The 20,292-nt window shown below is 40.8% G+C and carries 18 protein-coding genes and 4 tRNA genes; 11 read left to right on the top strand and 11 right to left on the bottom strand.

Features of this window, described 5'->3' with window-relative positions; all coding sequences use genetic code 11:
* Window positions 1–7: 7 nt before the first annotated feature.
* The gene (rnr, locus tag A3K93_RS10350; protein ID WP_067731160.1) at window positions 8–2,449 is read right to left on the bottom strand and encodes a ribonuclease R; all 2,442 of its coding nucleotides are present in this window, start codon (window positions 2,447–2,449) and stop codon (window positions 8–10) included.
* Window positions 2,450–2,711: 262 nt separating this feature from the next.
* Here rnr and A3K93_RS10345 point away from each other — a divergent pair.
* From A3K93_RS10345 to A3K93_RS10330, 4 genes are all read left to right on the top strand, one after another.
* A tRNA-Ser gene (locus tag A3K93_RS10345) sits at window positions 2,712–2,801 on the top strand.
* 14 nt (window positions 2,802–2,815) lie between these two features.
* Window positions 2,816–2,892, top strand: a tRNA-Arg gene (locus A3K93_RS10340).
* A 47-nt stretch (window positions 2,893–2,939) separates the two neighbouring features.
* A tRNA-Arg gene (locus A3K93_RS10335) sits at window positions 2,940–3,016 on the top strand.
* 296 nt (window positions 3,017–3,312) lie between these two features.
* Window positions 3,313–3,389, top strand: a tRNA-Arg gene (locus A3K93_RS10330).
* Between the two features lie 98 nt (window positions 3,390–3,487).
* Here the strand turns inward: A3K93_RS10330 and A3K93_RS10325 are convergent.
* Window positions 3,488–4,789 (bottom strand): hypothetical protein, encoded by a 1,302-nt coding sequence (locus tag A3K93_RS10325; RefSeq protein ID WP_067731159.1) that lies wholly within the window; start codon window positions 4,787–4,789, stop codon window positions 3,488–3,490.
* A 164-nt stretch (window positions 4,790–4,953) separates the two neighbouring features.
* Between A3K93_RS10325 and A3K93_RS10320 the strand changes: the two genes are divergently transcribed.
* The 3 genes from A3K93_RS10320 (at window position 4,954) to A3K93_RS10310 (ending at window position 7,308) form a co-directional block, all read left to right on the top strand.
* The gene (locus tag A3K93_RS10320) at window positions 4,954–5,451 is read left to right on the top strand and encodes a YcxB family protein (RefSeq protein ID WP_067731158.1); all 498 of its coding nucleotides are present in this window, start codon (window positions 4,954–4,956) and stop codon (window positions 5,449–5,451) included.
* 26 nt (window positions 5,452–5,477) lie between these two features.
* Window positions 5,478–6,119 (top strand): fumarylacetoacetate hydrolase family protein, encoded by a 642-nt coding sequence (locus A3K93_RS10315; protein WP_067731157.1) that lies wholly within the window; start codon window positions 5,478–5,480, stop codon window positions 6,117–6,119.
* Window positions 6,120–6,384: 265 nt separating this feature from the next.
* Window positions 6,385–7,308 carry a DMT family transporter gene (locus A3K93_RS10310; RefSeq protein WP_067731156.1) on the top strand — a complete coding sequence of 308 codons (924 nt, stop codon included), beginning with the start codon at window positions 6,385–6,387 and terminating at the stop codon, window positions 7,306–7,308.
* Between the two features lie 52 nt (window positions 7,309–7,360).
* Here A3K93_RS10310 and A3K93_RS10305 read toward each other — a convergent pair whose 3' ends face one another.
* A complete protein-coding gene (locus A3K93_RS10305) occupies window positions 7,361–8,608 on the bottom strand; it encodes a YihY family inner membrane protein (protein ID WP_067731155.1) in 1,248 nt (415 codons plus the stop codon).
* 112 nt (window positions 8,609–8,720) lie between these two features.
* Between A3K93_RS10305 and wrbA the strand changes: the two genes are divergently transcribed.
* Entirely contained in the window at window positions 8,721–9,311 is a 591-nt protein-coding gene (gene wrbA, locus A3K93_RS10300) for an NAD(P)H:quinone oxidoreductase (RefSeq protein WP_067731154.1), read from the top strand.
* A gap of 20 nt (window positions 9,312–9,331) precedes the next feature.
* On the opposite strand, the gene A3K93_RS10295 is transcribed toward wrbA, so the two are convergent.
* On the bottom strand, window positions 9,332–9,754 hold the full coding sequence (locus tag A3K93_RS10295; protein ID WP_067731153.1) for a hypothetical protein: 423 nt from the start codon (window positions 9,752–9,754) through the stop codon (window positions 9,332–9,334).
* A 12-nt stretch (window positions 9,755–9,766) separates the two neighbouring features.
* On the opposite strand from A3K93_RS10295, the gene A3K93_RS10290 reads away from it, so the two are divergent.
* Window positions 9,767–9,961 carry a hypothetical protein gene (locus tag A3K93_RS10290; protein WP_067731152.1) on the top strand — a complete coding sequence of 65 codons (195 nt, stop codon included), beginning with the start codon at window positions 9,767–9,769 and terminating at the stop codon, window positions 9,959–9,961.
* A gap of 31 nt (window positions 9,962–9,992) precedes the next feature.
* Here A3K93_RS10290 and A3K93_RS10285 read toward each other — a convergent pair whose 3' ends face one another.
* The 3 genes from A3K93_RS10285 to A3K93_RS10275 all read right to left on the bottom strand — a co-directional run bounded on the left by A3K93_RS10285 (window position 9,993) and on the right by A3K93_RS10275 (window position 12,211).
* Window positions 9,993–10,568 (bottom strand): xanthine phosphoribosyltransferase, encoded by a 576-nt coding sequence (locus A3K93_RS10285; RefSeq protein WP_067731151.1) that lies wholly within the window; start codon window positions 10,566–10,568, stop codon window positions 9,993–9,995.
* Window positions 10,569–10,658: 90 nt separating this feature from the next.
* On the bottom strand, window positions 10,659–11,375 hold the full coding sequence (locus tag A3K93_RS10280; RefSeq protein ID WP_067731150.1) for a DUF3108 domain-containing protein: 717 nt from the start codon (window positions 11,373–11,375) through the stop codon (window positions 10,659–10,661).
* 164 nt (window positions 11,376–11,539) lie between these two features.
* Window positions 11,540–12,211 (bottom strand): hypothetical protein, encoded by a 672-nt coding sequence (locus A3K93_RS10275; RefSeq protein WP_067731149.1) that lies wholly within the window; start codon window positions 12,209–12,211, stop codon window positions 11,540–11,542.
* 257 nt (window positions 12,212–12,468) lie between these two features.
* Between A3K93_RS10275 and A3K93_RS10270 the strand changes: the two genes are divergently transcribed.
* Window positions 12,469–13,332, top strand: a complete 864-nt coding sequence (locus A3K93_RS10270; protein ID WP_171255106.1) for an energy transducer TonB — start codon at window positions 12,469–12,471, stop codon at window positions 13,330–13,332.
* A gap of 52 nt (window positions 13,333–13,384) precedes the next feature.
* On the opposite strand, the gene A3K93_RS10265 is transcribed toward A3K93_RS10270, so the two are convergent.
* The 4 genes from A3K93_RS10265 to miaB form a co-directional block, all read right to left on the bottom strand.
* Entirely contained in the window at window positions 13,385–14,689 is a 1,305-nt protein-coding gene (locus tag A3K93_RS10265) for a transposase (RefSeq protein ID WP_442855632.1), read from the bottom strand.
* 243 nt (window positions 14,690–14,932) lie between these two features.
* Window positions 14,933–15,415, bottom strand: coding sequence for an rRNA maturation RNase YbeY (gene ybeY, locus A3K93_RS10260; RefSeq protein WP_067731147.1), 483 nt, complete (start codon window positions 15,413–15,415; stop codon window positions 14,933–14,935).
* A 15-nt stretch (window positions 15,416–15,430) separates the two neighbouring features.
* Complete coding sequence (locus tag A3K93_RS10255; protein WP_067731146.1) at window positions 15,431–16,513, bottom strand: PhoH family protein; 1,083 nt, start codon at window positions 16,511–16,513, stop codon at window positions 15,431–15,433.
* A gap of 38 nt (window positions 16,514–16,551) precedes the next feature.
* Window positions 16,552–18,009 carry a tRNA (N6-isopentenyl adenosine(37)-C2)-methylthiotransferase MiaB gene (miaB, locus tag A3K93_RS10250; RefSeq protein WP_067731145.1) on the bottom strand — a complete coding sequence of 486 codons (1,458 nt, stop codon included), beginning with the start codon at window positions 18,007–18,009 and terminating at the stop codon, window positions 16,552–16,554.
* 317 nt (window positions 18,010–18,326) lie between these two features.
* Between miaB and A3K93_RS10245 the strand changes: the two genes are divergently transcribed.
* Window positions 18,327–20,285, top strand: a complete 1,959-nt coding sequence (locus A3K93_RS10245) for a lytic transglycosylase domain-containing protein (protein ID WP_067731144.1) — start codon at window positions 18,327–18,329, stop codon at window positions 20,283–20,285.
* The last annotated feature ends 7 nt before the right edge of the window (window positions 20,286–20,292 follow it).

Here is a 20,292-nt window from a genome sequence, read left to right as displayed (position 1 = left end):
GCAAAAATCATTCACCCTTTGCTTTGGCATTGGATTTTTTCTTTTTCGCTTTGGCTTTTTTCTTTACTTTATCTTTAGCCTTTGTTTCAGACTTTCCTGCAGATTTCTTAGCAGGCTTTTTGCTGTAGGAGCTTGGCTTTCCTTTGCCTTTCTTTCGTCTGGGCTGGTCTCCGTTGTCTTCGCTACTTGCAAGCCGGGGACGGTCTTTAATAAAGACATCTTCTTGCGGCTCTACACGAGGTGCTTTCGCTTTATTCGCCACACGTGGTGCACGTTCGCGAATTGGACGACCCGCATGAGACAATTGTTGAATCAGTTCAAAGTCAATTTTACGTTCTTCAAGGTTTACACCTGCCACTTTGATTTTAACTTCATCGCCTAAACCAAAGATTTGACCACGGTTTTGACCGACTAAGTTTTGACTTGCTTGATCAAACACAAAGAAGTCATCACCGAGTTGGCTGACATGGATCATGCCATCAACATAAAGGTCTTTTAAGGTGACGAACAAACCAAATTCAGCAGTAGCACTGATAGTCCCAACAAATTCCTCGCCCAAATGCTGTTTCATATAATGACATTTCAGCCAAGTGGTTACAGAACGAGAGGCTTCATCTGCACGGCGCTCTGTTGCAGAGAAATGTTCACCGGCATCATCAAGTGCAGCACCTGAAATTGGATATGGTTTTTTAGCTAACTGTGCTTTGATCGCACGGTGTAATAGCAAGTCAGGGTAGCGACGAATTGGTGATGTGAAATGCGTATAGGCATCATAAGCCAAACCGAAGTGACCTGCGTTGTTTGCACCATAGTAGGCCTGCATCATAGAACGCAATAAAACCGCATGAATACTTGGCGCATCAATACGATCTTTGGTTGCTTCAATCACCGCTTGATAATCAGCTTGAGTTGGTTGCTCAGGGAAATTCAAACCTAAAAGTTTAACGAAATCGCGAACTTTTTGAATGCGAGAGAATTCAGGTGGCTCATGCACACGGTATAGCATTGGAATTTCATTTTTTAATGAATATTCTGCAGCAGCAACGTTAGCAAGCAACATACATTCTTCAATCAGCTTATGTGCATCATTGCGGGTGCGCGGTAAGATTTCGTTGATTCCACCGAGTTCATCGAATGTCATGTATGTTTCAACAGTTTCGAATTCCATTGCGTGGCGTTCAGCACGAAGACCTTTAAGCACTTGATACAACTGGAATAGCGTATTCAGGGATTTACGTACATCACGATCTTCAGTAATGGCTTGGCTATCGCCTTCAAAATATTGCGCAACTTGATCATAAGTAAGACGCGCTTTTGAATGCATTACAGAAGGGTAGAACTCATAACCTGTCACACGACCTGCACGAGACAGTTTCAGGTCGCAGACCATACATAAGCGGTCAACGTTTGGATTGAGTGAACAAAGTCCGTTTGATAATGCTTCAGGCAACATTGGTAAGACGAAATGTGGAAAATACACCGATGTACCACGTTCTTGTGCTTCATCATCTAAGGGTTTACCTGGACGCACATAGTGACTGACATCGGCAATCGCAACTACGACACGGTAACCGCCACCTGGACGTTTTTCGGCATAGACTGCATCGTCAAAGTCACGTGCATCTTCACCATCAATAGTGACTAAAGCTAAGTCACGTAAGTCGATACGACCTTCACGATCTTTTGCACTTGGTTCTTTAAAGCTTTCGGCTTCTTTGACTACGTCTTCAGGGAATTCGTAAGGCAGACCAAATTCTAAAATGGTTTGCGGAATAATAATTTCAGTATCGGCTTTGTCTGCCATCGATTGTACGATGTGACCAGTCGCCAATTCTTCTTTTGTTGGATAGTCATCAATCGCAATACGAACTGAATCGCCTACATTTACTTTGGCGTGTTCAATCAATTCTTTTTCTAAGGTAATTGGCTGATGGGCATTCGGATTGCCGGGCTGAATAAAGTATTCGCCCTCATGCACTGCCACTTTACCAATAATTTGTTTAACGCGGTGCTGCACGACTTCTGTAATAAAGCCCCATGCTTTACCTTTACGATCGACAGAAGTCTGACGTACTTTGACGCGATCGCCATTAAAGACTTGGCGTAATTCACGTTCAGGTAAAAGTAAATCGTCCTGACCTGAAATATTTGCTGTGCCCATACCTTTGGAATTGATATAGACCGTCGCTTCATGTTCAGGTTGCTTTGCCGCAATTTGGAACTTATAACCATCTTTCATTAACTGACCATCACGTACCATTGCAATCAGGCGGTGACTTAAAGCATCAATACTTTTTTGGTCAGCAATTTCAAAATATTCCACCAGTTCAGCATGTGACTGGGATTCATTTTTTTCTACGACTTCGAGAATCAAAGTTCGGCTAGGAATAGGGTTGTCATAACGTTCGGCTTCAGCTTTTGCTTCAGGATCGACCCAATTTTTCATCATGTCTTAAATTTATCTATAGGAGATAGGTTTAGCATAAGTCATGTACGCGCAGACTGCACGTAAATGATTGCAATAAACTGTGTAAGTTTTAGATTTTGGGATTATTTTAGATAATTGGAAAATTTGAAATATTTTTTGCTCAAGGAATGAACGAATTATTATAAATTGTTTAAAAAGTATTTAAATGAGCAAAAATATGCACTTTTTTTTACGGCTGTGCTTGCAGTGCTATGCCGAACTTTGTATTATGGCGGCACGTTACGGTGAGATGGGTGAGTGGCTGAAACCACATCCCTGCTAAGGATGCATACGGGCAACTGTATCGAGGGTTCGAATCCCTCTCTCACCGCCAACTTTACTTATGTCGCGCTCATAGCTCAGCTGGATAGAGCACTTGGCTACGAACTAAGGGGTCGGGAGTTCGAATCTCTCTGAGCGCACCAATAAGTAAAGATTTTAAACGTAAGTCTTTTAAGACGACACAAGTTACGCGCTCATAGCTCAGCTGGATAGAGCACTTGGCTACGAACTAAGGGGTCGGGAGTTCGAATCTCTCTGAGCGCACCAACTTGAACATTAAACCGCTTTAGCAGCGGTTTTTTTGTGCCTAAAATTTAGTGATGTAGATGTTTGAGCATCCTCAATGTATTTTTTCATTCAAGATTTCTGAACTTTATAGATCGTCTATAGATGAGTTCGACGAGCATCGATTAATTGCTTTTAACTCTAAATCTGTTGTTTATTTACACGAAAAATCAAGAATATTGGGTTATCGTTTATTTGTTGTACGTTTGATTGGGTTTTTATTAAAAAAGACTTAACAAGCGTTAAAAAACATATATAATGCACTCCATCAAGACGTCGCGCTCATAGCTCAGCTGGATAGAGCACTTGGCTACGAACTAAGGGGTCGGGAGTTCGAATCTCTCTGAGCGCACCAATCTTGATAAGAATTCCGAAAAAACCGCACATTGATGCGGTTTTTTTACGTCTGTATGTTTTGAATAAAAAGACTTAAAAACAATAACTCACATGAGTTTATTTTAGTTTCTGGTGTATTTTTAAAGCATATACTGTGTTTGCACCTGCGGCAGGCAGGATATCGTGATAAGGCATACTTCGCATAGCACGAAGTAAAAAGGGTGCTTGATTGTCAATTTTTAGACTGCTGGTCATTTGAAAAAGTGTGCCTTGTGTTTGAGGAATAAGTTTCATTCCACCCTTCACATATTTTAAATCACCCCCTATTGCGTGATATTGGGTTTGCAAAGCATCCATTTGTTTAAATCGAACTTTAAAATGAAATGGAATTTGAATCACACCTAAACCAACAGACACTTTAAAGTCAGCATCGACATTTTGCGGATCGATCGGTTGAATATGGACACGTTTAATTTGTCGTGGAAAAAGTTGTTGACTGGCATTGGCGGCAAGCCACGGTTGCAGTTTGTTGGATGCATGAGGGTAATAATGAAAAGCAGTGCTAAATCTTAAATTTTCCGTTTTTTTAGCATCTTTAAGTTTATAGTTCGGCAAAATAAACGTCACAGGCTGCATCGAGCGTTGACTTAAAGTCGATATTTTACTGAGCTGTTGTGCTGTAAGCTGCGGCTGAGGTATTTGATCTAGACTTAGATTCAGAGAGCTTTGTTTCTTAAAGCGTTGTTGTAAGGCTTCAAGTAAAAAGCCATTTACCCCTGTGGGGATGCCAAGTTTAGCTTCAGGTAAGGCATTTAGAATTTTTGAAAATAAAAAACCTTTGGGTTGATTCAAATCCCCCCACTGGGTAACAGTGACCAGCGTCTTATTGTTATCCAAGGCAAACCATTCTAATTTTCCAGCAGCAAAGGGAATCGGGGCATCAATAATTAAGGTATCAATACTATTTTTACCAACTTGATGCTGCATGATGACGGTTTCTTTAAAGTTTAAAACAGGGATTGGGGTGGGAATATGAATCTGATATTTCACTTGCTTAATATCACCCGCACTTTCAAGCGTGGTGGCTGATTTTAAAGTTGGAAATAGCCCGACATATTGTTCATAGTTTTTGAGTACACGTTCGACTTGAGCAATTGGTGTCGGTAAAACTACGGCAGCACTATAAAACTGCGCATTTTGTGGATGATTAGATTTAAACGTGGGTAGTTTTATTTTTTCAGTGGGATGTGCGTATATAAAAATATGGTTTGCAGTGAGTGTGGCGAGGTCTTGGGCATCACCTTTAAAGCCTTCTAAACTACTGGGAATCTGAGCGTTCCACGGTAAAATTTTGGCGAAAGAGAGCGGTGTTATAGCAATTAAAGTGGTGAGTAATAGTCCTGCTTTGAATAATCTCATACAACATCCTGTTGTGAATTTTCTTGTTTTATTTGCTGAAAATTAAAAACGATTTGAAGAGAAAACGAAAGCAAATATATGTAAAACTTGCACGGAATTGATAAGGGCTAGGCAGGATTTTGGTATAGTATTGAACCAAGATTTTATATTTTTTATGTGATGTTATGTCTGAGTCAAACCCGACTTTATCTACGCGTTATTTTCTGACATTAGAAGAATCTCAAGATGGTTTCGCATTGGCGACCTTTGGTAAAAAACAATTTACCCAATTTTTAACGCCTTTGGTGAGTATCGGGATCATCATTTGGGGCTTTTCTATGGGCTTTAATGGTGTAGGGCGCTACTACGTTGCACTAGGTGCATTTTTTTTAGTAATGCAGTTGGTCATGCGTTATTGGTTCTTGCCGATGATGTTTAAGCGTCAATTTTTAAAACATCAATTTGGCAAAAGTGAACAAGGCATTGCTTTGTATCAGGATTATGCAGAGCTTTATCACAACGGTCGCAGTAAAGTCGTGCATTACAATGAAGTGGCTCATTTTGCGACAGGCAAACTAACCTATATGATCGAATTAAAAAATAAAACAGTTGTGATCGTGCCGAAGCGTGCATTTAAAGATACAACTGAACAGCATTTATTTGAAAATACATTTAAGAAGTAACGATTACAGTCAAGGAAAATACTCTCATGAATTCACGCCCATCTAAAATTGTTTGCGTCGGTCGTAGCTATGCTGATCATGCGAAAGAACTTGGTAATGCTGTGCCGACTTCACCGGTTTTGTTTATGAAGCCACCGAGTGCACTAACAACTTTAGAAGCGGGAATTGATTGGAATCGTGACCTAGGCAGCTGTCATTATGAATGTGAACTGACCCTGCGTATTGATCAGCCTTTAAAAAATGAAACAGATCCAGCAAAAGCATTGGCAGCTGTCGGTGCGGTAACGTTAGGTTTGGACTTAACCTTACGTGACCTACAAGATGATTTGAAAAAGAAAGGTCAGCCTTGGGAACGCTCAAAAGCATTTTATGGTGCTTGTGTATTGTCTGACTGGGTGGCTACTGCCGAGGTGATTTCGGATTGGAATGCCGTACATTACACTTTAGAAGTGAATGATGAAGTTCGTCAGAAAGGTGATACGTCATATTTGATCTTTGATATCGCAAGTCTGCTCTGTGATATCAGCCAAGCATTTAGTCTAGAACCAGGCGATGTGGTGATGACAGGCACACCTGCAGGTGTAGCAGCACTACAGTCAGGCGATCAACTGAAGATGACATTGAAAGGTCAGTCCAAAGATTATGTTTGGACAACCTTTGTAAAATAATCAAGGTATTCAAAAAGGCTGCATCTCGCAGCCTTTTTTTATTTTATGTTTTCTTTAATTGTTAGCTGAATCAGCAACTCACAACTTAAGCTAGTATATGAATGATTAAAAAAGGATAAATATGATCACGCATCAGACTCCATTTTGATCTAAAGACTTTATATAAATATCGTTTGATAGATGCCTAAATGGTGGAAACTTATCGCTATCTTTTCTTCAATATAGCGCTATAGTAGCCCGCGTAATATTTGAATAGGTCATTGGTGTGGAACAGCGTAAAGCACTCGATGTACAAGCATCTACAATTATGTTTGTACTCTGTATGTTGTGGGGATTACAGCAGGTCGTATTGAAACTTGCGTCAACAGATATTTCTGCACTCATGCAAGTTGGGATTCGTTCTGCCGCTTCAGCACTGATGGTATATCCCTTAATTCATGTCAGTTTGCGCCGTCGCTTATGGAAAAAAGAATTCTTAGGTGCAGGCATATTGGTCGGGAGCTTATTTGCAGTTGAGTTCTTCTTGGTTGCTGAAGCTTTACGTTTTACCTCGGCTGCTCATACCGTGGTTTTGCTCTATACCGCACCAATTTTCGTGGCTTTAGGTCTGCATTATAAGTTGCCATCTGAGCGTTTATCGCGTTTGCAATGGTCTGGGATTTTAGTTGCATTCCTTGGCATTGTGGTGAGTTTTCTACTGCGGGATCAAACACAGCAGTCAGCCCAACCGAATGTCCTATTCGGTGATTTTATTGCTTTACTGGCAGGGGTATTTTGGGCAGCTACAACGATTAGTGTTCGCTTAACTAGACTTTCAGAAGCTCCTGCAACCCAAACCTTATTTTATCAATTGTTTATGGCAGGGCTGTTTTTAATTCCAGTCAGCTATATAACAGGGCAGGCAGAGATTCATTGGTCGGGGTTGGCGATTGGTAGTTTGATTTTCCATACTGTAGTGATTTCCTTTGCCAGTTATTTAATTTGGTTTTGGCTTCTGAAAAAATATTTAGCTTCACGGCTTGGGGTATTCTCATTTTTAACCCCAATTTTTGGTCTGGTTTTTGGTGTAATTTTGCTCGATGAACATGTTGAAATGAACTTTGTGATTGGTACCGTGTTAGTCATGTGTGGTGTTTTGATGGTCAGCCTACATACTTGGCTTGCTGAACAATGGAAAAAACTGTTTTAAAAAAATAGATCAATACGATGAAAAAGCCTCTCATGTGAGAGGCTTTTTACTTTTAACGCTGCTGAAATAATGAAGAGAGTGGAAAGCTGAGTTTTTCTTTTAAATAACGATTGGCATCTTTTAATGAAGGTGAAAGGGTTTGCATCCACTGATCATCGACATGCACATTTTCTAATTGTTGATCTTGCGGGAGTGGATAAGGAAGCTGTTGATAGAAATCCCAAAAATTGACCTGATCTAAATCTCGTACCAAAACATATTCATTATCATCGGTACGTTTAATCAAATTTTGCTTTTCAAACATAGAGACATAACTTGGCCAGCGTCCGATTTCATCGCGACCCAACACTTCAAGCGCTTGGCTTTCACTGATACTTTCACCAGTTTTTTGTTTGGCATAAAACAGCGCTAATAAATCCACAAGCATCACGATTGGGTGACGTTTCTGATCTTGACCTGATTCAAATGCTGTCATGGCATAGCTGATTTCTACACCCAGTAAAATGATGTTCCAAGACAGATAAATCCATAACAGGAAAATAGGCACCGCAGCGAACGCACCATAGACCAACTCATAACTGGTGAAGTTGGACATTACAAAACCAAATAAATTTTTCAGTAGTTCGAAAACGATCGCGCTAAACAAGCCACCGACCAAAGCTGACTTAATTGGAACGCTACGATTTGGAATCGTCCAATTCAGAATGAAGAAACCCAAAATAGTTAAAGAAAATGAAATTGCCCATAAAATAAAGGCGCCATTCAGTTCATAACCTGCAAAGTTATTACTCAATACATTCATCGATGCGACCGTTGATGAAATCACAAATGCACTGCCGAGCAGAATCGGCCCTAGAGAAATAATGGTCCAATAGCGCATAAAGCCAATAATGCCACCACGTGTTTCAGTCACACGCCAGATGCGGTTAAACACGGTTTCGATGCTGGTGAGCATCAGCACAGTCGTTACAAACAAGAACAAAATACCAATAATGGTCAGATTACTGGATTTATCCGTAAATGCACCTAAGGCTTTATCAAAAGCAATCGTGGTTTTCGGCAAAAAGTTGGTATAAATCATTTGCTGTAATTGCTGCCTTGCAGGTTCTAAGGCCTTAATTGAAGAAATGATCACAAGAAACACGGTCAGCATTGGGACAACCGCAAACAAGGTGGTATAGGTTAAAGAGCCTGCTTGTTCGCGGCAACGGTCGGCTTCAAAGCGTCGTAAAACAAATAAAATAAACTGAAACCAATGTTTCTCATAAAAGGGTAACTTCTTTAAATATTCAACGATCATGCGCTTTCAATCTCAATATTCTTATACATCATGAATTTTCATGTATCAGCTTACCCAAAAATGCACAAAAATACCGTATAGTTTTCTTTTTTGAGTTTTGGGCATCATTCTTATGCAACCTTATGTCCTTGTTTTATATTACAGCAAATATGGTTCGACCAAGGAAATGGCGCATTTAATTGCCAATGGCGTTGAATCGGCAAGTATGGCAGTCAAAATTAGAACAGTGCCAAATCTTTCAACTGTGGTAAAGGAAGCTGAGCCAAGTATTCCTGAAGAGGGTGATATTTACTGCACTTTAGATGAACTTGCACAATGTTCTGCTCTGGCACTTGGTTCACCAACACGCTTTGGTAATATGGCATCCGAAATGAAATATTTTTGGGATCAAACCACCAGTCTTTGGCTAAATGGTACCTTACACGGTAAACCTGCTTGTGTCTTTACCTCATCAGGTTCGATGCATGGTGGGCAAGAAAGTACATTGCTTACCATGCTTCCACCGCTGTTTCATCACGGCATGATGATTATGGGCTTGAGCAATGCACAGCCTGCGCTATCAAACACAAAAACAGGTGGAACGCCGTATGGTGCTTCGCATGTCAGTGGTCCACGCCATGATCAATCACTCAGTCAAGATGAGCGTATTTTGTGTGAGACACAAGGGAAACGTTTGGCGGAAGTCGCATTGAAATTAAATTAATGAACAAAAAAATGAAGCGATTAAGCTTCATTTTTTTCATCTGATGCATTGTCTGATTTGACTTGTTTATCATCTTTCTTATTTTTAGTTTTAGTGTCTTTCGCTGCACTAAAACGATGTTTGCACTTCAGGCATTGATAGTCTTGAAATAGATTGCGGTCAACAGAGATCCCAGCTTTTTTACCAAAGATATTACCAATGACACCACCAGTAATGCCGACACCAATGGCACCTACAAATGTGCCCACTGTTCCACCTACAATGACACCTAAAGGTCCAGCGACTGTGCCGATTGCCGCGCCAATGGATGCACCCGATGCTGCACCGCCAACAGTACCAGCAGTTGCGCCAGCCGATGTCATTAAAATGCCACCAATTTTTTTCAAGTGTTGTTCGTGGTCGCGTTGTTGAATGTCAGTTGAACCGCATTTGGGACATTGCATATTGGTCATTCCATGATTGTGGCGAGTGATTTGATCAATACAATAAATAACAAGAACAAGGCTTTAAATAAAGTCATGATTGGTTATGAATTGTTGAGTTCCATTTTGGGCTTTAGTGAAACAAATGCAATTGCCAAGATCATCAAAAATATAATCATAAAAAATGAAAGAATGATAATCTACGGCACAAAAAAAGCGCCACATTAGGCGCCTTAATTGTTGCAAGAGCAATATTGAATTAGTCACGAACAAATTCAACAGTACCGTTTGCCAAAGATTTAACACGTGCAAGAGATTCAACACGGTAACCTTTTTCAAGCAGAATATCGCGGCCTGGTTGGAATGATTTTTCAATCACAATACCAATACCTACAACAGATGCAGCTGCTTGATGAATTAGATCAGCGAGACCAAGCGCAGCTTGACCATTTGCTAGGAAGTCATCGATCACTAAAACTTTGTCAGTTGAATCGATGTGTTTTTTAGAAATCGCAATCGTGCTTTCAGTTTGTTTAGTAAACGAGAACACTTTTGAGCGATACAAATCATCTTTAAGCGTTAAAGATTGATATTTGCGTGCAAAGATAACAGGAACGCCAAGTTCCAAACCAGCCATAACAGCAGGTGCAATACCTGAAGCTTCGATCGTGATGATTTTGGTAATACCAGCGTCTTTAAATAGACGTGCAAATTCTTGACCAATTTGCTGCATCATTACTGGATCAATTTGGTGATTTAGAAATGAATCGACTTTCAAGACTTCTTCAGATAGAACGATACCTTCAGCCAAGATTTTCTGTTCTAGTGCGTGCACGGGAGATTCCTCAAGGGCAGATGCTTTTTAAAGCAAAAGCGTATTTTAAAAAGCAACTGAAAAAAATCAAGCGAAATTCACGAAAAATATTTAATGGGTTGTACCTTTATAGCCAGTCAGCAATAAACCATATGAAGATTTTTTGTCTACATGAGTCACTTTAACCGGTAAATAATCTAGTTTTGGTGCTAACCAGAAAATAGTTTCACGTCCAGGTTTATCATGTTTCATCACCACTTTAATGGTACTGAATGTGCCATAGTTGGTTTTTACATTTTCAGTGCCTGACTTCACAAAGCGACGAGATTCAATTTCTTTGGCATCAGCAAGGTGATAACTTGATTTTAAGCCTGAAGATTTTAAGTCCTCACGAATCTGTAATTCAGCATTCAGTTCATCTAATACATCTGAACGCCAAGCAAATGAACGTGCTTTATCATCTTTCTTGGTGTTAATGGTTTTTGAGCTTGGGTTAAATTTAATGCTCATTGTGTTGTTATGAACGAGCACTTTACTGGTACGGCTAAATGAGCTTGAACTAATCTTGCCGTTATTAAAAGTAAAGTGACTGGTTTCTGTCGCAGATGCTATACCCGCAGCTTTAGCAGCAAAGACATAAGTCCAATTATTGCCTGAATGACTCAGTGTACGCGTTGCGGAACCGACATTTTTACCGTTATAGCTAAATTGATAGCTGGCTTGGAAAGGACTCATGGCAAAGGCTTGACCAGTCAATGCTGCAGTAAAGACCACAGCAGTCGTTAAACTTGCAGTTAAACCAAATCGTTTTAAAGTTGAATGTGCCATAAGTTATGTTTCCTATGCAGTTATCAGGTAAATCATTTGTTTACCACTGCTTTATTATTGCTTTGAATTGTGAAGAATGAACTGATAAAAACGTACTAAATGTATATTTACTGTAGTTGGATCAGTCGATTGTCTATATAAACAACTCATGCAATAAAAATAAATCACTTTTGTCGGATTGGCGTCACTTCCGATTCGCTATATTCATCATCCCAGTCGTCTTTATCTTCAGAGAGTTTGGTAAATAGAGCAGTCAAGTTAACATTGCCCATCACCACCAATTCTGCTTCACGTAAGACAGCATGGTTGACGTGTACTTTGGCTAAGGTGTCTATGATGGAACGACTCTTGCCTAACCAACGATTAAGATCCAGATGCAGTAAATCATCAACCACTTTAATGACGCCTAATTTTTCCAGAATCATGCCCAATGGGTCTTTATTGAGAACACGCTGATAAAAGAACAGGGCAAATTTGACGCCCCATTTGTAGAAAATATTTGGATATTTCGCTTCGATCAACTGGGTATCACTGATCTGTTCAAAGACAATTAATTGCTTATCTTTGTTCAGTTCCATTTGCACCAGTTTTAAATCGACCGATAGTGTAATATTGAGTCCGTTATAGTCGAGCGTTGCATACAGGCGTAACCAATCATCATGCAAATCGGCATGCAAGTCTTTGAGCATTTGCACATTGTCTGTGACAAAGCGTTGAAAGGTGGCATTTAGAAAAACTTGCGAGAGAGGGAATTCACGCTCATCTTCAATAAAACCTTCCGCCTTTTGATAAACCCGGCGTATACGTTTTGAAATACTGGAAATGAGTGTCTGCATGCTTGAAGCGTCCTAGCGACAAAGTTTACTTGTGATGTATCTTGTCTAATTATTTGAAAAATACAAGTATTTAGACTTGCAGTTTAACAAAATAAATTGCACCATTTTTATGGTTTTGGTTATGTATCGTGTATTTTTTGATACATTTGGCATAATCAGGCACAAATGAAAACTCTATCTATTTTGGGCATTTCGCTCTTTTGGGGACTGAAATTTTTATCGAAATTTCAGCAGGAAGCATGTAAACGATGTCAGTCATGCCATTGGTTAAGTCATGGTGGAAAGATCCTGTTTTTAGTACAGCTGTAATCATTGCTGCGATCTTACACACGCTGATTTTGACCCTGCAATTTGGTATGCCTCAAGAAAATAGCGCTCAAACCAAAGAAATTGCCATTAGTCTAAGAACAGCTGAAAAAGAGCCAGATCATGTCGATTTCTTGGCGCAGACACATCAGGATGGTTCAGGGCAATTCCGTGAAGCCCATAAAATGTCGAGTGACATGCCTGCACCGATGATTGAACAAAAAGCAGGGGAAGAGCAGCAAGAACAACAAAGCACAGATTTGACCCAACAACAGCAAGAACTGAGTTTTGAAGAAAAAGTCTTGATGACGACCTTAAGTTGGCAGAAACAAGCCGAAGATGCGAAACGTAAAAAGATTCAGGAACAGCTCAATAGTCAATTTCAAGCTAAGGCTGCGATGGTGGCAAGTTTAGAAGCACAATATTTACAGCGACAAAAAAACTTTAGTCGTCAGCAAAAAATCAAAACCGTCGATGGAATTCAAGCGAAACAAGATGTTTCTGCGGCGTATTTAGAAAAGTTCCGTCAAAAAGTCGAATTCTATGGGAATAAGTTTTATCCCGAAGCAGCACGTGCTCAGCGATTATCGGGTGAAGTGCGTTTGATGGTGATTCTGAACTCCAATGGTGGTATTCGCGCGATTCGACTCATTGATTCTTCAGGTCATGCGATTTTAGATGAAGCAGCTAAAGCCTCAGTACGTAAGTCTGCGCCGTATGGATGCTTCGATGCCAATATGAAGGAAATTTCTGAGCTACGCATTATTCGCACATGGCGTTTTGATCCTGCGGAGGCAGAATTTGAAGTGCGTTAAATATTGACCTCTCCCTAACCCTCTCCTGTAAGGCATAGGTATCTACACATCTTTAGGTACCTAGTGCAATAGTTGCGATTTCATTCAGTTCATCTATTGAATATTCTGAGAGCAGTTGAAGAGTATTTAGTAAAATCGAGAGTCCTGCCAATATGGCAGGCGCACTCTCTACCTTGCCTCTTTTCTGTTGTCTACCTGAAAGTCTAGTCAAAAATGCACGGACTTTCTGATTTTGTTCATCTGTACAGCGCTGTACTCTCCACGTCAACACACAAGCCATACAACTGATTAGCAAACGCCTTAAAATCGCTTCTGGCGTAGTCTGAAGCCATGACTCAATATCATGGCCTGCTTGCTTGAGAAGTTTGAAATAACATTCGATTGACCAACGCCAGTAATACCAAGTCGTCAGTTCTACTGCGGTAATCTCAGTTGGTACATTACTGATCAATGACCATCTTGCAACTGTCTTTTCATTAATATCTTTAACCACCGCAATAATCAGTCTAGCCTCAATTGCAGCACCTTTCTGAGGAGTAACTCTTTGACCTAAACAATCTTTTTTATTTGATTTTGCAGCACGGGTAAGCCGAACATTGGTTTCTCCAACATAAAGCATATGTTGATTACCCTTATAAGAAATGGGTTTCACTTGCTGTATTTCGATACGTTCAGCAACTTCTCCAACTTTACATATTTCACCCTGATGCTCAATCCGATTTCCTTCCTTTGCTCGAATAAGCCATTGAAAACCATGACTGCTTAATTCCCTGAGATGAGCAATGGAATCTCCTTCACGATCAATAATATGTACGCAGGTTTTATCAAGAGGAAACTGTTCAACTTTTTGAATTTGTTCAGAAAGGGAGTCTAAATGGGTTTTACGTTCGGTCTGTTGCTCATTGAATGTCGAATAGCAACCTGAAGCACTAGAAAGGGTCTGAGCTAATGGAGCAACAGGAAGTCCAGAAGCAGCATCAACAAGTAAGCTCGTTTGTAATTCATAGCCTGAGTCGTACTGATGTGTCCTTTGGAGTTTTTGGGTTTTATTACGATGTGTCACATATTGGATTTGTGACCAATCATGAATAACTAAAGCATAACGATGCAGCGATGTCTTAATCTGATCACAAGCAAGTTTTTGAATAGGTTCATTTAATTGTTTAAATGAGATTTTATCATTATTTAAAAACCGCCATACAGCTTGCGTCGTTGCGAAACTATTTTTTTGAGCAGAGGCAATATCTTTGATTGCAGGAGCAAGTGAAGCAAGAGGATTCATATTGAGTTGAACAAGGTTGTTGTAACGTTTGACAAGGCGCTGATCTAAGCGAGAGATGTTAAAATTGAAGAGCATGCTCTTCAATTTAACGCAAAACATGGAAATTGTGTAGATACCTATGCCTGTAAGGAGAGGGAATAATGCTCTTATCCTTGCTATAAGAAGCATAGACTTCCATTGAAGTTCCTTCTCCCTTTGGGAGAAGGTTAGGATGAGGGGCTTTTACATAAAAAAATCTCTCTAATCCTTTCCATGGGAGAGTGAACGTGCAGAAATAAAAAAAGCGAGCCGCAGCTCACTTTTTCTTGCATAAGAAACTTAGTCGCGTTCTAAGTATGGGTTGTCAAAACCGAGTTTCGCCAAAATCTCAATTTCCAATGCTTCCATTTCTTCAGCATCTTCATCTGAAGTTTCGTGGTCATAGCCCATCAAATGTAAAGTGCCATGCACAAGCATATGGGTGAAATGGGTGAGTGGTACTTTTTGTTGCTCCTGAGCTTCACGTAAAACTATAGGAATACAAATCACTAAATCACCGATTGGAAATGCATCCAAAATTTCAGCCATTTCATCTGGTATATCACTTGGGAAAGACAGCACATTGGTCGGTTTGTCTTTACCGCGATATTCCAAATTCAGCTTATGACTTTCGTCATTGTCGACACAGGCAATCCCAATTTCGCAATCGCTTTGTGTGTCGATATGACGTAATGCAGTTTCTACAACTTTTTTAATGTGGGCACGTTTCAAGACCAATTCTGGCGCTTGAACGTTCTGTTGTAGTGAGAGACTAAGTTTCAAAATGAATCCTTAAAGTTAATCTTGATGCTGCTCATCAGCTTTAGCATCATTTTCAGCGATTAAGGCTTCCTGACGTGCTTTGCGTTCGGCACGTGCTTCTGCACTTAAACGCTGTTGTTCACTGTCCCAACCCTCGTAGGCTTCAACAATCTTTTGCACCAATTGATGACGCACCACATCACGAGAGTGGAAGCGGGTAATATGAATTTCTTTAATCTTTTCCACCACACGCAGCGCATGTGATAGCCCGGATTGTTGACCACGCGGTAAATCGACCTGTGTTACGTCACCAGTAATCACGGCACGTGAACCAAAACCTAGACGGGTCAGGAACATTTTCATCTGTTCAGGTGTGGTGTTTTGCGCTTCATCCAAAATTACGAAAGAATGATTGAGGGTACGACCACGCATATAAGCGAGTGGCGCAACTTCAATCACTTGACGCTCAATCAGTTTCGCGACTTTTTCAAAGCCCAACATTTCGTATAAGGCATCGTAAAGCGGACGTAAGTAGGGATCGATTTTTTGGGTTAAATCACCTGGTAAGAAACCAAGTTTTTCACCGGCTTCTACCGCAGGACGCACCAACAAAATACGCTGAATTTCGTTACGCTCAAGCATGTCGACTGCAGCTGCCACGGCAAGGTAAGTTTTACCTGTACCGGCAGGACCAATCCCGAAGGAAATATCGCTTTGCAAAATGCGCTGCACATAACGTTTCTGGTTGGCACCACGTGGATTGATGCGACCTTTACGAGTTTGTAACCAAACTGCATCTAAACCTGTGTGGTCATTGTCGGAAAAATCTTCTTGCAGTTCTCGGTCAGTCTGACTGCCTTGAATCATTAAATGCAAAGTATCGGCACTGATTTGATGGCTATGTTCAGACTCTTCATGCAAGCGTTGCAAGAGAATTTCGGCTCTCTCAACGGCATCGATTTCACCATCAAGCGAAAAAGTTTCGCCGCGCTGGGAAATTTTGACGTCTAAACGTTGTTCTATTTGTTTCAAATGACCGTTATAAGCACCAAGCATGCTTTGTAAACGTTCCATTGAAAGCCCAGGAAAAGCTACTGTACGTCGAATCGCTGCAGTCAAGAGAGTTCCTTATAGAAGTTTTCGCTATGACTTCTACATTACGCCACGTCAGGCTCAAGATTCAAGAGCTCACCATAAACTAAATTTAAAGTTTTAATTTCGGTGATTTCGATCTCGGCAAAACGTCCAACCCAAGCCGGGTCGCCAATAAATGTCACGTAACGTGTATTATCTGCTGTACCGACCAAAAGGTTTGGATCTTTATCAGAAACTTTTTCAATCAGTACACGTTGAATAGTACCCAGCATGGCATCAGTCTTATCGATACTTGACTGACGAATCCATTCTTGAACTTTCGCCAAGCGTTCTTTCTTCACATCTTCAGGCGTTGTATCTTCGAGTTCAGATGCCGGTGTACCCGGACGTTTTGAATAGATAAAGCTGTATGAATGATCGAAGTCTAAATCTTGGATGAATTGATAAGTCTCGTTAAAGTTTTCATCCGTTTCGCCAGGGAAACCAATAATAAAGTCACTCGACAAATGCATATCTGGGCGTACTGCACGTAACTTTTTAATCTTTTCGATATACACATCAATGGTGTGGTTACGTTTCATCGCTTGCAAGACATCATTTGAACCTGATTGCACAGGTAAATGCAGATGCGACACCATTTGTGGCAAGTCACGGTAGCATTGAATTAAGTCATCGTTAAATTCAAGCGGATGCGAGGTGGTGTAACGAATACGACCGATTCCTGGAATTTCAGCAACCAAACGCAGTAAGTCGGCAAAGGTACAGATTTTGCCATCGAAAGTTTCACCGCGATAACCATTCACATTTTGACCAAGAAGCGAAACCTCACGAACACCTTTTTCAGCAAGACCAGCAATTTCGGCAAGGACATCATCAAGCGGGCGAGATACTTCTTCACCGCGTGTGTACGGTACAACACAGAATGAGCAGTATTTTGAACAGCCTTCCATAATCGAAACAAAAGCTTTATAACCTTCAACACGTGGTTCAGGTAAAAAGTCGAATTTTTCAATATCGGGGAAGGAAATATCCACCAATTTGATTTTTTCTTTTTTCGGTTTTTCAACTTGCTCAAAGTGCTGATCCAGCATTTGTGGCAAACGGTGCAAGGTTTGTGGACCAAAAATCATATCCACATAATTGGCACGTTTTTGAATGTTGTCACCTTCTTGAGAGGCGACACATCCACCGACACCAATAATCACATCGGGATTTTTTTCTTTGAGTTTGCGCCAGCGACCCAATTCTGAGAATACTTTTTCTTGTGCTTTCTCTCGAATTGAACAGGTGTTCATCAGTAGAATATCTGCTTCTTTAGGATCTGTAGTCAGCACATAGCCATGTGAATCGCCTAAAAGGTCTGCCATACGATGACTGTCATACTCATTCATCTGACACCCTTGCGTTTCGATATACAGTTTTTTAACTGAACCATCGGTGGCTGGGGTGTGCGCTGGCTGGGTGACAGTGTTTTCTGAGGCAGCTGGGGCACCATTCGGAATGAAGGTTTGAACCGTCATGTACGCTCCTGAGGGTAATGCGGAGAAAATGTGAACAAATAAGCCGAATCAAGGTATGATCGGGACAATTAAAATTCAATTCACAGCATGAAATTTTGGAAAGGCACGTATTTTAGCAGGAAAGTCGCTTAAACTTGTAGAGATAATTAAGCACGTAAAAAGATTGATTTATGAACGAAAAGTGTTTGAAAATTAATATTGCTTAATCATAAGGTTACATATACAGAACAATATGCCAGTTTAGAGCTACTAAACTAGCTAAAAGTCAGGCTGCATAGGACAGTTTGAGAGCGCAAGAGATTAGAGAAGGCGAGTGGATGTTAAAGCTAAAGTTTAAAACACATAATTATTCTAAATTCTTGGGCTTAAGTGTGGCCTGCTTTGCAATAACCGAGATTCAAGCTGCTGAGCAACAATTTAATGATGCTTTAAGTGCAGCAAATGCAGGTAATACTGAATTGTTGCAGCAATATCGTGCTGCTATGCAAAATGATGCCTTAGGGTATTACCCTGAATATTGGTTACTCAATCAAAACCTTGCACAGCAACCTGTATCAGCAATTTTAAGTTTCGCTCAGCGCTATCCTCAATCGGCTATGGCGGAAAAACTCAGTGCGGACTATGTTGAAGAAAAAGTTAAACAAGCCGACTTTGCAACTGCACAACCGGTACTTTCTTTTGTGACTAATGCTGACCGCGCGGAAGCCTGTGCTGTAGCTCAAGTGCGGGCAAAAACTGGCGATCCTTTGGTTTATGCAGAATTTAAAGATGTATGGCTAACCACTGAGTCGCAACCTGAATCATGTACAGGTTTAGGGCGTATGATGCTCTCAAGTCCTTTACTGACAACGGAAGATCGTCAGCAACGCTTATGGGCGCAGCTTCGTGCAGGACAATCGGGTCAAGCCATTGCGACAGCGCAAAGTATTGGTCAAAGTCTAAGTTTGGCGCAGCTTAATTCAATCCAAGCCAATCCGCAGCAATATTTGTGGACTGCGCCTAAAACCAATGCAGCAGACTACGCGTATTTGATTTATGCCATGGGGCGCTTAGCCAATAATGATTTGAATTCTGCATTTGCAATCGTGAAGCAATCTGCTGCTGGAACACCTGAAAATGTTCAAAAAGCTTTATACAGAACCGTAGGTTATATTGGTGGTACCACGGTAATGAAAAATAATTTTAACCGTGAAGTACTCAATTACTTAGATGCGAGTTATGGCTTGCCATTTAGCCCTGAAGAAGCCGAAATTTATGCACGCCAAGCGATTCGTTTTAGTGCGTGGGAAAGTTTAATTCGTGCTATTGATGCCATGAGTGTTACGCAAAAGCAGGAAGATCGTTGGCAATATTGGTTAGCACGTGCATCGGAACAGCGGAGTGATCGTGCATCGAAAAAAGCAGCTGAAGAAATTTATAAACGCTTAGCCACTGGCGATGACTACTATAATTTATTGGCACGTGACCGCATTGGACAACTGACTTTGGGGTCAAATACACAAGCACAGCCATCCAATCAAGCGATGCAGCGTTTGAATCAAGATATTCATTTCCGCCGTGCATTTGCCTTACGTGATATTGGTGCACCGGCAACCTATATTAACCGTGAGTGGAACTGGGCAGTACGTCAGGCCTATTTAAAAAATGATGATGATCTGATTTTGGCTGCTGCAAAACGTGCTTTAGATATGGGGTGGCATGATCGTGCGATTTATGCCGCAGACCGCACCACTAAAAAACATAACTATACCTATCGTTATCCAATGCCACATCAAAACTATGTCGTGAGTCATAGCCAAAACGCTGGCATTGATCCTGCATGGGCTTATGGTTTGATGCGTCAAGAAAGTCGGTTTAATACTGGTGCGCGCTCTAATGTTGGGGCAGGTGGTTTGATGCAAATCATGCCAGATACCGCAAAACTTGTGGCAAAGAAAATGGGTGAGACGTATAACCCAGCAGCGCTAACCGATATGAATACCAATATCCGTTACGGTACTTATTATTTGTCGACAATTTTGGGTCAGCTCAGTGGTAGCCCAGTACTTGCAACAGCAGGCTACAATGCAGGACCGAACCGTGCACGTCGTTGGCAACCTGAAAACCAACCGATCGCGGCTGACCAGTACACAGAAACGATTCCACTTTTGGAAACACGAGATTATGTGAAACATGTTATGACGAATGCCACACATTACGGTATTTTATTAGGACAGGGTGCTCAATCCATTGGGAAGCGCATGCAGCAAATCCCGCTTAGAAACACACAACAATAAATTTTGA

This window comes from Acinetobacter sp. NCu2D-2 (genome assembly GCF_001647675.1).
GTDB lineage: Bacteria > Pseudomonadota > Gammaproteobacteria > Pseudomonadales > Moraxellaceae > Acinetobacter.
Note: the sequence above shows the minus strand (reverse complement) of the source record. Positions and strands in the feature narration are given on the sequence as shown.